This window comes from Lactobacillus gigeriorum DSM 23908 = CRBIP 24.85 (assembly GCF_000296855.1).
GTDB classification, from domain to species: Bacteria; Bacillota; Bacilli; order Lactobacillales; family Lactobacillaceae; genus Lactobacillus; species Lactobacillus gigeriorum.
In genome coordinates this window covers 48,979-62,260 of the sequence record NZ_CAKC01000037.1, presented here as the reverse complement: position 1 = coordinate 62,260, position 13,282 = coordinate 48,979, and the positions used below count along the sequence as shown (strand labels likewise).

General features: G+C 37.5%; 12 protein-coding genes, 2 tRNA genes and 1 riboswitch. Of the genes, 8 read left to right on the top strand and 6 right to left on the bottom strand.

Annotated features, from left to right (window positions below):
• Positions 1-280: 280 nt before the first annotated feature.
• The 4 genes from BN52_RS03490 to BN52_RS03475 form a co-directional block, all read right to left on the bottom strand.
• The gene (locus BN52_RS03490) at positions 281-1,207 is read right to left on the bottom strand and encodes a LysR family transcriptional regulator (protein ID WP_008472824.1); all 927 of its coding nucleotides are present in this window, start codon (positions 1,205-1,207) and stop codon (positions 281-283) included.
• A 185-nt stretch (positions 1,208-1,392) separates the two neighbouring features.
• A tRNA-Lys gene (locus tag BN52_RS03485) sits at positions 1,393-1,465 on the bottom strand.
• A 90-nt stretch (positions 1,466-1,555) separates the two neighbouring features.
• Complete coding sequence (locus tag BN52_RS03480) at positions 1,556-1,744, bottom strand: hypothetical protein (RefSeq protein WP_008472823.1); 189 nt, start codon at positions 1,742-1,744, stop codon at positions 1,556-1,558.
• Between the two features lie 86 nt (positions 1,745-1,830).
• A tRNA-Lys gene (locus BN52_RS03475) sits at positions 1,831-1,903 on the bottom strand.
• Positions 1,904-2,044: 141 nt separating this feature from the next.
• Here BN52_RS03475 and yycF point away from each other — a divergent pair.
• The 7 genes from yycF to rlmH all read left to right on the top strand — a co-directional run bounded on the left by yycF (position 2,045) and on the right by rlmH (position 9,933).
• Positions 2,045-2,761, top strand: a complete 717-nt coding sequence (yycF, locus tag BN52_RS03470) for a response regulator YycF (protein WP_008472822.1) — start codon at positions 2,045-2,047, stop codon at positions 2,759-2,761.
• Between the two features lie 44 nt (positions 2,762-2,805).
• Positions 2,806-4,665 carry a cell wall metabolism sensor histidine kinase WalK gene (gene walK / locus BN52_RS03465; RefSeq protein ID WP_008472821.1) on the top strand — a complete coding sequence of 620 codons (1,860 nt, stop codon included), beginning with the start codon at positions 2,806-2,808 and terminating at the stop codon, positions 4,663-4,665.
• Entirely contained in the window at positions 4,655-6,007 is a 1,353-nt protein-coding gene (locus tag BN52_RS03460; RefSeq protein WP_008472820.1) for a YycH family regulatory protein, read from the top strand. The genes walK and BN52_RS03460 overlap by 11 nt, the downstream gene beginning before the upstream one ends.
• A gap of 1 nt (position 6,008) precedes the next feature.
• Positions 6,009-6,836 carry a two-component system regulatory protein YycI gene (locus BN52_RS03455; RefSeq protein ID WP_008472819.1) on the top strand — a complete coding sequence of 276 codons (828 nt, stop codon included), beginning with the start codon at positions 6,009-6,011 and terminating at the stop codon, positions 6,834-6,836.
• A gap of 19 nt (positions 6,837-6,855) precedes the next feature.
• Positions 6,856-7,653 carry an MBL fold metallo-hydrolase gene (locus BN52_RS03450; protein WP_008472818.1) on the top strand — a complete coding sequence of 266 codons (798 nt, stop codon included), beginning with the start codon at positions 6,856-6,858 and terminating at the stop codon, positions 7,651-7,653.
• 82 nt (positions 7,654-7,735) lie between these two features.
• A complete protein-coding gene (locus tag BN52_RS03445) occupies positions 7,736-8,977 on the top strand; it encodes a S1C family serine protease (protein WP_008472817.1) in 1,242 nt (413 codons plus the stop codon).
• Positions 8,978-9,453: 476 nt separating this feature from the next.
• Entirely contained in the window at positions 9,454-9,933 is a 480-nt protein-coding gene (rlmH, locus tag BN52_RS03440) for a 23S rRNA (pseudouridine(1915)-N(3))-methyltransferase RlmH (RefSeq protein WP_008472816.1), read from the top strand.
• 31 nt (positions 9,934-9,964) lie between these two features.
• On the opposite strand, the gene BN52_RS03435 is transcribed toward rlmH, so the two are convergent.
• Complete coding sequence (locus BN52_RS03435; RefSeq protein ID WP_008472814.1) at positions 9,965-10,618, bottom strand: energy-coupling factor transporter transmembrane component T family protein; 654 nt, start codon at positions 10,616-10,618, stop codon at positions 9,965-9,967.
• Positions 10,619-10,622: 4 nt separating this feature from the next.
• A complete protein-coding gene (locus tag BN52_RS03430) occupies positions 10,623-11,987 on the bottom strand; it encodes an ATP-binding cassette domain-containing protein (protein WP_040473349.1) in 1,365 nt (454 codons plus the stop codon).
• 47 nt (positions 11,988-12,034) lie between these two features.
• Positions 12,035-12,127: riboswitch (TPP riboswitch) on the bottom strand.
• A 109-nt stretch (positions 12,128-12,236) separates the two neighbouring features.
• Between BN52_RS03430 and BN52_RS03425 the strand changes: the two genes are divergently transcribed.
• Entirely contained in the window at positions 12,237-13,178 is a 942-nt protein-coding gene (locus BN52_RS03425) for a helix-turn-helix domain-containing protein (protein WP_008472811.1), read from the top strand.
• The last annotated feature ends 104 nt before the right edge of the window (positions 13,179-13,282 follow it).

Sequence of the window (13,282 nt, the reverse complement as noted above, 5' to 3'; positions counted from 1 at the left end):
TCGAGTCTGACAGCCGGAGCTAGCGGAATATGAAAGAGGCGGGGGCCAGAGGCTTCCGCCTTTTTGTGTGCTATTAAAGTCTATAGATCGGTTAAGTTGATTATTGAATAATTCTATTGTATCTTTTGCGTTAAACGCCAAATTGTAAGCTTTTAGTGCAGTAATTGGTTAAAATGTATAAATAGATTGAATAAAAATTCTCTTCTTAGAGCGCTTAATATTGCTTTTTAAAGTGGATATTTTATCTGACAAGCAGAGAAAAAGGATGCAGAACGCATCCTTATTTTATTTCTGATTTTAGATCTAGTTTTTGAAATAATTCGATCATATTTTGTAATTTAGGTGAAACTTCATGCTTCTTCTTAATTGCCATAAAGAATTCGATTTTAAGCAGGCTATCGTCTAATGGTAGCAAATTTATTGGAGTATGATTCATTCGTTTTAAGATGCTTGCTGCAGAGATTGTGAGTCCTACACCTTTAGTAGCAAGGTTGGTTGCAGTTAAAATACTGTTGGATTCTAATACGATCTTAGGGGTAATATTGTATTTTTGGAATAAACCATTAACTTGGTGCCTAATTGCTGATTCAGGAGCACTCAATACTAGTGGTTGTTCTAGTAGCTCCTTTAAATCTAGTTCGTCAGGTTCTAAAATAAAGCGATCCTTTTGATAGAATGGAGAATTAGGAGCAATTACCACGTAGTAAGTTTCACCACCATTGACATACACGTCGAGTCCTTTATTTAAAGTTTCTGGAGTTTGCCCTAAGTAACAGTCAATTTGTTCATTTAACAGTCGCTTTTCGGTTTCGCGAGGAAAAGCCTCGAATAGTTGAATCTCAACGTCAGAATTTTCTGCTAAAAATGGTGGAAGAAGAACAGATAATAAAAATGTTCCCAAACTCTCTAACACACCAATTTTAATAATTTCATGGTCAGGACGGATGAACTGAGCCAATTTACGATCAAGTTGTAAATGATCATAAGATATTTTTTCCAAATATTGATAATAGATTGTTCCAGCTTCAGTTAAGGTAAAAGGAATAGAATCGCGATTGATGATCGGAGTTCCTAATTTCTTTTCGATTCGTTTGATCAACTGAGTTAAATATGGCTGTGAAATGTATAATTCGTGCGCAGCGCGGGTAAAATTGCTTTCGCGCAATAAAACATCTAAATAATGTTGTAAGGCTTCTGGATCATGCATAAAAATAGTTCCTTTACTATGTTATATAACTAGATTAGCGCGGAAAACCGTTTAAAACAATAAAAAACGTCAATCTTACCCATTAATTGAGTTGATTGACGTTTTTCGTGTTCCAAAAAATTACCTTTTAGTAATTGAGAATATAAAAAAAGCACCGTCTCCTTGCAGTTCCTTCCTTATATTAGTGGGTGGCCAGGGGATCGAACCCTGGACCCACGGATTAAGAGTCCGTTGCTCTGCCAGCTGAGCTAGCCACCCATATTTAACTTATCAGCTGTATCGCTGACAGTTAAATATGTTATCAATTATTTGATCTTAATGCAAGTGTTTTTTTAAAAAAAGTAAAAATTACTTGTTCGTTGTTTTGCCAGCAAAATATACAGGACGGGTACTATTTTTATTAGCCTTATCGATGACTAATTTACCTGCAGTCGGCTTTGCTGCTTTAAAAATTTGTCTACTACGGCGGACTTTCTTGTGATCATGTGAAGAAGCAATGGCGTCGCCAGGGTTAAAAAATACATTTTCGTTGTTCATAAAAATCACTTCTTTCCCTATATATATTGTATCGTGGAAGCAAGAAAGATACAAAAAAGCACAACCAAAGTTGTGCTTTTAAAAGATGGGTGGCCAGGGGATCGAACCCTGGACCCACGGATTAAGAGTCCGTTGCTCTGCCAGCTGAGCTAGCCACCCATATTTAATTCATCGATAACCGACATCAATTATTATGCCTTGTTTTCAGAAAAAAAGCAAGTCTTTTTTGCATTTTTTTATATTTCTTGTCTATAATAGATAAAGACCAGTATAATAAAGAGGCAAAGGAGGCCAGACTCAATGCCAAAGAAAATACTTGTAGTCGATGATGAAAAACCGATTTCTGATATTATCAAATTTAATTTGACTAAGGAAGGTTTTGACGTCGATACTGCTTATGATGGTGAAGAAGCTGTCAAAAAAGTTGATGAATATGATCCTGATCTTATGATTCTTGATTTAATGTTGCCTAAAAAAGATGGTCTAGAGGTAGCACGAGAAGTTCGTCAAACACATGACATGCCAATTATTATGGTTACAGCTAAAGATACCGAAATTGACAAAGTTTTAGGTTTGGAAATGGGAGCAGATGATTATGTTACTAAACCATTTTCTAATCGTGAATTGGTTGCTCGCGTTAAGGCTAATTTGCGTCGACGCGATATTGTCAAAAAGGCTGAAGCTGCGACCCAAGAAGAAACTGACAAAAATATTCAAATAGGAAACTTAGTAATTATTCCTGATGCATATATTGTTGAAAAAGATGGTGACAAGATTGAATTGACTCACCGTGAATTTGAACTGTTGTACTATTTAGCTCAACATATGGGGCAAGTTATGACGCGAGAACACCTTTTGCAAACTGTATGGGGTTATGATTACTTTGGAGATGTACGGACTGTAGACGTAACTGTTCACCGATTGAGAGAAAAAATCGAAGATAATCCGATCCAACCACAAATTTTGATTACTCGGCGTGGAGTAGGATATTACGTTAAGCAGCCGACTGATGAATAAAAAGGAAGTCTGGAATTAACCAGACTTATTTTTATATAGGGACAATGAAGAAGATAAAGGCAAAATTACTACACGTTTTTAATTCAATTAATACTAAGCTTGCGATTGTATTTATGTTGATGCTGCTAGCAACGATTGAAGTGATCGGGGCTTATTTTACGCGACAATTAGAGCAGAACAATATTGAAACTTTTCAGAATTCTTTGCAAATTCCACAGATTGTCACGTCGCAACTATCTAGCCAATTGACGAGCAATAAAAGAGAAAGCAATGATCATTTGAATCGGATTATTAGCGATTATAATAACGATTCGACGATTAGCGAATTAATGGTTGTTGATAGCAAGGATATCATTCGTGCAGTCTCTAATTTAAATGATAAGGGACGGATCGGCCAAAGGGTCAATAATAATGATGTTAAGCAGGTTACTTCAACGGGACGACAAATAACCAAGACTCTTCAAGAAAATGGCAATAGCTATATGATCCAAATTACCCCTTTGACAAGTGGCAACGGATCGACGAATACGGTTGGCGCTATCTATGTTCGCGCTAGTATGCAGAGTATTTTCAATGACTTGCGTAATACTTCATTTGCCTTCTTAGTTGCATCGTTGATTGCTGCAATTATGGGGGCAGTGCTTTCCTTGGTAATTTCGCGAGCAATTACGCAACCAATTGAAGATATGCAAAAGCAGGCTTTAAGCATTGCGGACGGGGATTATTCCAATCAAGTTAAGATCTATTCTAATGATGAAATTGGTAAATTAGGTAAGGCATTTAATACGCTGTCGGTTCGTATCGAACGTTCGCAGGAAGAGTCGGATAGTGAGCGGCGACGTTTGGATAGCGTGCTGTCGCACATGACTGATGGAGTGCTAGCTACCGATCGTCATGGAAACGTAAGTGTTGTTAACCAGATGGCGTTAAATTTCTTAAACGTTGAAGAAAATGATGTTATCAATAAACCGATTAGTGAAGTGCTTGGACTAGATGAAGCACCGTCAGATTTGATTTCTGAACAAAAAGAACTCGTAACTACGGTTAATGAAGGTACGCGTGATGAGATGATTTTGCACGTAAGCTTTTCGTTGATTAAACGGATTACGGGTTTTGTCTCAGGAAGCGTGTGTGTATTGCATGATATTACTGAGCAACAACGAAACGAAAATTCACAACGTCAATTCGTATCTAATGTTTCTCATGAGTTGCGGACGCCTCTTACTAGTTTGAGTGCCTACATCGACACTTTAAATGCTGGTGCATGGAAAGATCCAGATATCGCGCCTAAGTTTTTAAAGGTAACGCAAGAAGAAACTGAACGAATGATTCGAATGATCAATGATTTACTAAGCTTATCGCGAATGGATCGTGGCGTCTCCAAAATGGAATTTGAGTTGGTCAATTTCAATGATTTTGTAGCTCATATTCTTAATCGGTTTGATATGATCGTTAAAAATGAACAAAAAGATGCCGGAAATAAAAAGTACACGATTAGACGTGAACTAGGGAATCAAGCACTTTGGGTAGAAATTGATACTGATAAAATGATGCAGGTAGTCGATAATATCGTAAATAACGCAATTAAATATTCTCCTGACGGAGGAGTTATTACGGTACGATTGCTTCAAAGCCAGAATCGGATTATTTTGAGTATTTCTGACCAAGGACTGGGAATTCCACGTAAAGACTTAGATAAGATTTTTGAACGGTTCTATCGAGTTGATAAAGCTCGTTCACGTGCTCAAGGTGGAACGGGACTTGGACTAGCTATTGCCAAAGAAATCGTTGAAGCTCACCATGGTAAAATTTGGGCTGATAGTAGCGAAGGCAAAGGGTCGACTTTTTATATTTCCTTACCATATGAACCAATGAGTGAAGGGGATGACTGGGATGAAGTTTAAATTTAAACTGAGCGAAGTATTGTTGGTGACAGGTACGATTGCTGCCATTGTGCTTTCGATCGTGTTATGGATTTTCATCATGACTAACGATCAACGTTTCAGTCGTCTGAGTCAAACTAACAATGCCATTTCTCGTCAGCAGACCAGAAGCAAAAATACTAAATCAAACTATGATTTATATATTCCAACTAAAGCCTATGGCTTTATGAAAGGAAAACCATACAGTTTGTATGATTCCAAAAATAATTTGTCTTTTGAATTTTCAAATAATTTACAACAAGCTACGGTTAAACGCATTGTTAAAATGAGTGGAAGTGTTGCTAATTATAGCGTTTTAATCAATAATCCTAACTTTTTACAGCTATCTTACCCAGATAAAGTAACATTTAATATGTTTGCTGATTTTGGTAATAAAAAGGATAACCGTGAATTTAATCGCTTCTTTATTACTAGCTCCAATAAATGGATTTATGTTGGTAACGATCAAACTAGCGCGCTTTATCGCGTTTATTTGAAAAATGCTAACTTTGATCGCCTGCGCAGATATGCTAAGAATGCCAGCCAAAAAGTACCGATCAGTTTTTATAAAATTAGTACCGGATATGCGACTTTTTATACTCAGCCAACTAAGCTTAAAGTCTATAGCTATTTAACTAATCGACAATCGGATGCTTACTTTGTTTCGCGTTTGTTGGGAACGTCAGGTGTATCAAGCCGTACCAATAAAAAGGGAGTAACCACTTATTCATTAAGCTATTACACGAGACTATCAGTTCCAACTATCCGTAGCGATGGACCAAATAATTATGTTTACACTCATTATGATAAAAAAGATAATCCTGATGCTGAGGTAAGTCTCACTAATAAGCTTTTGAATAGTATTGATTACGTGCACCAATTAGGATTGACTGAACAAGATCTCCGCTTCTTCGATGTTGACGATAATGGTGTTAGCTATACTAACTATATTGAAGGGATGCCAGTATTTTTAAATCAACATGACTTGCAAATCGTGGTTGGCTCATCATCTGATTCAGCTACGACAGTTACTTTTAACAGTTTAAACTTCCAGATTCCAATTCCTTTCGATGGTCGCACTACGACTCTAGAAGCTACTAGAAAAATGTTGAACGATCTTGAAAATCATGGAATGCGTGAAAATGAGGTGCAACGAATTGTTGTGGGTTATCGAGTAGAAAAGGATAATAGCTATAACAATTTAGTTAATCTAATTCCAACCTACTACTTGAAAGCTTATGGTGAATGGAAAAGTGCTGAAGAATGGGCTAAGCAAGACATGAATCTTTATAATTTAGCTGCTGATCGGAAGGGGGATAATTAGAATGGATCATAGAAGAATAGAATGGTTATTTTTAATTGTCTTCGTATTAATCGATATCTATCTAGCTTTTGAAATTTTGCGTTCACCTGTTAATTTAGGTAGCGTTGATACCAGCGATACAAGTACTAGTAGTATCAAGATGGAGATGCGGGCGGATGGCATCGACTTACCGGCTAAAATTTCAGAAAATCAAGCTTCAGGATATTACATGGCGATCAAAAATCGCGATTATCTGTCTGGAAAAATATCTGATTTAACCAAAGTCAATGCCACCTACTCTAAGTCTGACAATAGTATTACTGCTACCCCAAAGCTTTCATATCTAGTAACTGGTAAAGGTAAGGCTGCGATCAAAGCTTTAAATACCTTTAAAAACGATCCACATAATGTTCCTTACGGTAAGCAGTATGTTTACGAACCAAGTATGTCGGGGTCTGGAATTTATACTTTTGTACAAAAATCAGAATATGGCAAAATTTACGATAGCTCTGCCCAATTGGTGATTACGGTCAAAGACAAGGTGATTGATAGTTACATGCTAACTTATATTGGCCCAGTCAGTCCGGTGCGAGAATTGCAGTCGACAATATCACCATGGCACGCGATTAAGGCGATGTATTTAGATCGTGAATTGGCTAATAATTCAAGAATTGTAAGAGTAAAATTGGCTTATTCTAAATTGACGGTTGTTCGTGGTAGTACGATCTTCTTACCAACTTGGTTAGTTTGGGTAGAAAATAAAACAACCAAAAATACAAGCTTAAAGCGGGTTAACGCCTTTACGTCACAGGTATTGCCAGCTAGTTCAACTTACAGCTTAGAAAAATAATAGGGAAGGAAATTGTCTAGTGCAGGTTTCAATCTTAGCTAGCGGTTCAACTGGAAATACCAGTTTGATAGTTACTAAAAAACATAAAATTTTGATGGATGCTGGTTTATCAGGAAAAAAGACGCAAACTCTTTTGGGACAAGTAGGTGTTGATCTTAGTGAGATTGATATGGTCTTTTTGAGCCATGATCATAGTGACCATAGTGGTGGATTAGGGGTACTAATGCGTAGATATCCACAAATAAACGCTTTTGCGAATTCAGGAACTTGGCAATACCTTTTGAATACCAATAAAATTGGTAAGTTACCGGTTGATCAAATTAATGTCATTGAACCTGGCCAAAGTAAAATCTTCGATGATTTAGAAGTTACTGCTTTTGCGACTAGCCATGATGCAGCTGAACCACAGTACTACGTCTTTACTAGCGAGGGTAAGCGGATAGCATTTTTGACGGATACTGGCTATGTTTCTGAAGAAGTTGAAGATACGATTAAGGCAGCTGATGCATACATGATGGAATTTAATTATGATCCTATGATGCTAAGAGACGGCCCTTATTCATGGTCGCTAAAAAGTCGGATTTTATCAGATGTGGGACATTTATCAAATGATCAAGCAGGACAAGCACTTGCGGATGTAATTACTAATCGCACTAAGCACATTTATCTATCGCATTTAAGTCGACATAATAATACGGAGTATCTTGCTAAAGAGACTGCATGGGAGATGCTGGATCAGGGGGATGCCGAAGTCGATCAGGACCTGAAACTTATTATGACCGAACCTGATGAACCAACAAAATTGACAGAAATTTAACAGATTCGCCGAAAATAGTTCACGCAATCTTCAAATTTGCTGGGTATATTATAGTCATCAGATGAAGGGAGATAATAAAAAGATGGAAAACAAAAACATGCAAAACAATGAACAAGTAAAAACTAAGAGTACTAAAGGATTTTTCGTAAAGACTGCCGCAATTGGCTTGGTTGCCGGAATATTAGGTGGTGGTGCTTCATATGCAGCAATGAATGCGATTAACAATGGTTCAATTACTAATCAACCAACGCAAACTACTGTAAGCAATTCAAGTGCCCAACTTTCAAAAACTAGCGCTAAGAATAGCAGTTCAATGACTACCGCTTATGATGATGTTAAAGGTGCAGTAGTTTCTGTCATCAATCTAAAGCGCTCAAGTGGACGTTCAAGTAGCAGCATTGCTAGTCTTTTTGGTAACGACGATGACAATGACTCATCAAGTAGCAATGGTAAGCTTTCAACTTATGCTGAAGGCTCAGGGGTAATTTACATGAAAGCCAATGGTAAAGGCTATGTAGTAACCAACAATCACGTGGTTTCTGGTGCTGATGCCGTACAAGTAATGTTAAACAACGGCAAACCTGTTGATGCGAAGGTAGTAGGTACTGATAGCACCACTGACTTGGCAGTGTTATCGATTGATGCTAAATATGTAACGCAAACCGCTGAATTTGGTGATTCTAAGAGCTTAGTAGCTGGACAAACAGTTATTGCAGTAGGTTCGCCACTTGGTAGCGAATATGCTTCGACAGTAACTCAAGGGATTGTTTCTGCTCCAAGTAGAACCATTACGACTTCTTCAGCTAACCAACAGACAGTTATTCAAACAGATGCTGCCATCAATCCTGGTAACTCAGGTGGTCCACTTGTTAACTCAGCTGGTCAAGTAGTAGGTATCAACTCAATGAAGTTGGCCCAATCTTCAGATGGTACCTCAGTTGAAGGTATGGGTTTTGCAATTCCATCTAACGAAGTGGTCACAATTGTTAACCAATTAGTTAAGAATGGTAAAATTACGCGTCCACAATTGGGCGTTAAGGTAATTACTTTAGGTGAAATTCCAGAAGCTTATAAAGCTCGCTTAGGTATTACTACCAAACTTGAGAGTGGTATTTATGTAGACTCTGTAACGAAGACTGGAGCAGCTGCCAAAGCAGGAATGAAGGCTAAAGATGTTATTACCAAAGTTGACGGTAAAAAAGTCAGCGACGTAGCTTCGTTACACAGTATTTTATACAGTCACAAGGTCGGAGATACGGTAACTGTAACTGTAAACCGTGATGGTAAAGACGTTAACCTTAAAGTGACGCTACAAGGTAACTAAAAATCGTAAAATCAATGATCAAAAAAGAGGTGATCAATGGCTCTACTAAGCCGTTGGTCACCTTTTTGTTAACTTTATAAATGTGTAACATGATAAAGTTCGTAATTAAAACTTGTCAAGTTCTCAGAGTAAAGTTAACATGTTGATAATTGTGGAAAAAACTGTGGATTGTGGATAACTATGGAATATTTACCCAGAATTACTTGTTGATAACCTGTGAATTGTGTGTAACTTAATTCGGATTTAGCACTTATAAAAACCGCTAACAAACTTGATTTAATAAGCACAAATAGGTAAAATTTGTGAAAAGTAGTTATCCCAAGGCCAAATGTGGGAAAATAAATCAAAAAATTTTTTAAAAACTGGTATAGTACAATAACTAGTATAAATAAATAGATAACCACAAAATATAGATTCTTATTTTTCACAGGTGTGGATAAACTGAGTGGAAATCTTGTACATGAAGGGGAAAATGTATGAATATCAAAATAGTCTGTGTTGGTAAGTTGAAAGAAAAGTACTTTAAAGATGCAATTGCGGAATATCAAAAACGCTTGAGCCGGTTTGTAAAAGTAGAAATTGTTCAAGTACCAGATGAAAAAGCGCCTGAAAAATTGAGTGCGGCTGAAGACGAGCAGGTTAAAGAAATTGAAGGCGAACGTATTTTAAGTAAGATTAAGGATAAGGAATATGTTTATGTAACAGCAATCAAAGGTAAAGAGCGGAGAAGCGAGGATTTTGCTAAAGAAATCCAAGATTTAGCTACTTATGGTCATTCCGATATTACTTTTGTGATTGGGGGTAGTCTCGGTACTAGTAAGGCAGTTAATCAGCGTGCAGATGATTTAATGAGCTTTGGCAAGCTAACGATGCCTCATCAATTGATGCGAGTAGTGTTAATCGAACAAATCTATCGTGCTTTTATGATTAATTCAGGTAGCCCATATCATAAATAAAAGCAGCTGTCTAAAAATAGACGGCTGCTTTTTAGCCTAGGGCAAATAAATTAATGTTGATAACTAATAAGATAATTCCGGCCCATAACCAGTCACTGAAGTTTAAAGCTATTGGAACAATCACTGATCGTTGCTGACCTTCGACGTAGCCGTGTGATTCCATTCCCTGAGCTAAATTTTCAGCTGAAGTAAGGGCAACTAATATCGCTTTAAAATAAAGTTGGGGCGACCAAAAAGAGAGATACATGCCACGCATCATTCCAGCAACTCTAATTTGTTTTACAGCGCTAGCCATTTGCGGGATGATGTTTAATGCTGCTAAAACGCCATAAGCAAATTTGCTTGGTAAATGGAGATTTTGTTCAAGTGAACGAGCAAAATCCACAGCAGTCGTGTCATGAGCCACGCAGGCAATCGTTAAGGTATAAACGTAAACCCTTGTTGCCAAGCTCCAAGCATAATAAGGATCGCTTTTTTTAGTGAACCAAAAGAGAGTCGCAAAAACGGTGAAGGCAGCTAAAAAAGGAACTAACAGTAGTAGCAGTAACTTTTTCAACTTAATTTTACGAACTAACAGGTAGCCGATTGCCAGAACAATTACAATTAAATTAGTATAGAAGCTATTTTTCAAAGATAGCTCAAGGGAAATAATAAAGGCGAGTAAAAATTCAATACTTGGATTCATCGATCTATCTTTCTACATATGATAAGTGTTGATTTTCAAAGACTAAATGATAATCGCACCATTGTCCGAGTTCGGCAATTTGGTGACTGATAATCAACATGGTTTGTTTAAGTTCGCTTTGACAGCGTTGCATTAACTCGATGACCTGATGGACTGATTCATGATCAAGACCACTAAGCGGTTCATCGATAAGTAGCACTTCTTGGCTGGAGAGTAACATTAACAAGATTTGCAATTTTTTCTTTTGTCCCCCAGACAGTGAGTAGACAACTTGGTCTTGGCGATCGTATAGGTCAAGCATTTTCAATAGTTCAGCTACTTGGTCTTCTGAATAACGAAGATGAGGATTATGCTGTTGACTTAGCTGCAGCTCATCGGCGACAGTCACTGTTAAGAATTGATCGCTAGCTGATTGAAAAATTTGACCGACATGAGTTAAGTATTTTCTAGCTGGAATTTTGCGAATCTCGCGTCCTTCATACTTTATAGAGCCTTCATAAGTAATCAGTTGCGTCAAGCCTTGGAAGAACGAGCTTTTACCAATACCGTTAGCACCAGTTATAAGCGTTGGTTTACCTTTAACGATATCCAACTGCTCTTGATTCAACAATAAGCGATTTTGCTTAATTTGGGTTTGCTTAAGGGTAAAAACGCTAGCCTGCTTGTCCGGCAAGGAAAAGTGCAAATCTGGGGTTTGTTCGGCGGTTGCAAAAAGCTGCTCCATCTCGTCATCATTTAAGCGCACTACGCGTTCTTGCTTGAAGGCAAAAATTTGATCGCAGATTTCCTGATAATCAGATAAAACATGGTCGCTAATGATAATCGTTTTGCCGTGATTGCGTAGCTCAGCTAATTTAGCAATTAAGAACTTTCTTGTTTCGGGGTCACAACTGGCAAATGGTTCATCTAGGATTAATAAATCAACATCCATGGCTACTAAAACAGCTAAAGCAACGCGTTGCTTTTCGCCACCGGACATCGTAGAAATTTTTTGATCTAATAGCCGTTCAATTTGTGAGAAGGCAACCGCTTCTTTCAAGCGGACTTGATATTCCTCAGGACCAATTTGAAGATTTTCAAGGGCAAAAATAATTTCTTCACGTGGAGTTGCCATGGTAAATTGTTGACCGGCATTTTGAAACATCATGGCTTGGCGGTGGCCGGCGAGATCAACTTGCCCATTGATTATTTGTCCACCATATTTAGGATACAGTTGGGCTAAGATTTTCATTAAGGTTGATTTGCCACAACCGGTAGGACCGATCAGTAGTGAAAAGCTCTTAGTAGGAATCGTCAAATTGAGCTGATTAAGTAATGGCTTTTTAGTGTCATAGCCAAAAGTGAGATTATTAATAGTGATAAATTTCATGCTGTTCTCGTTCAATAAAAAAATCGCTCCTTATAGGGGCGACTAACTAGCAATCAACATCATTTTCCCTTCGCTGGCATTATCCAGAACAGGTTCAATGGGTCTCATCTCAGCCTTGATAGGCACCCCGTTTTTCACAATCTATTGTACAGAAAGCGCTTGAAAATGTCTAACAATGTGATTATTTTAATGAAAAAAGACAAGGGCTTGCTTTATAATATAAATAAAAGCATAGTAGGGGGCAGAGTAATGGCAGCGATTATCTTAGAACAGTATTTAAATAATATTTTAAAAGTTCGGATTAACGAGGGCGATGAGTTAGCACTAACAGCAGCAGATGAAAAGTTCTCGTGGCTCACCTTATGGCTGGAAAATCAAACTACCGGGCTCCACTTCTACCAACCGATTAGCGATGAATTATTGTTTGCTTATCAAGGAAAAGTCAATTTAACTGTTAATGGTAAGGAGTTGGCTTTATCGCAAGGGGATGTATTGTTGCTTAAGGCTGGGAGTAGCTATCAAGTTGGCAGTGAAATTAAACGGGCACTCTTGCTTAAGTTCAAGTTTCAATCACAATTTTTCATTGAAAACTTTGTAGAAACTTTAGTTAAATCGCAAAGCGAACAGACTTTGAGCAATCGGTTTAAACAAACTATTACTCAGGATCGCAGTTTGTTGTTCACAACCCGAGGAAACAATAAGGTAGTAACGTGGCTAAATGAAATGGCAGAAAGCTATTTACAAGATACTGAGTTTGTCGAAAGCTTCTTGCAAGCTGATTTAACGCGAGTATTAATTAACCTGATTCGTCACAATAATTTGACTAATACGAAAGCAGGCGTGGTTAAGGTTAAATTCAGTCAAGCAGCACTAGATGATTATATCGCCGATCATTATCAAAAACTTACTTTGCAAGATGCAGCCACGTATTTTGGCTTTAATCGTAATTACTTCTCGAATTTAGTAAAGTTAAAAACTGGTAAAAGCTTTGTTGACCATGTTGATGAACGACGGATGCAAGAGGCTAAGATGCTGTTGGCCCAACCTGATATTTCTTTACGTGATATCATTACCCGCGTAGGCTATTCTAGCAAGTCCTTCTTTTATAAAAAATTTGGCGAATACTATCATATGACGCCGGCAGCGATGCGGAGCGAATTGTTCCGCCAAGCTAATATTAATCTTAAGTAAAAAGCTGAACCTCGAAATCATAAATACGAATTTCGAGGTTTTTTAATATGCAAAAAAGATTTGGGGCAAATTTTAAAAACTTTTGGATTGCATAGATTATAGAT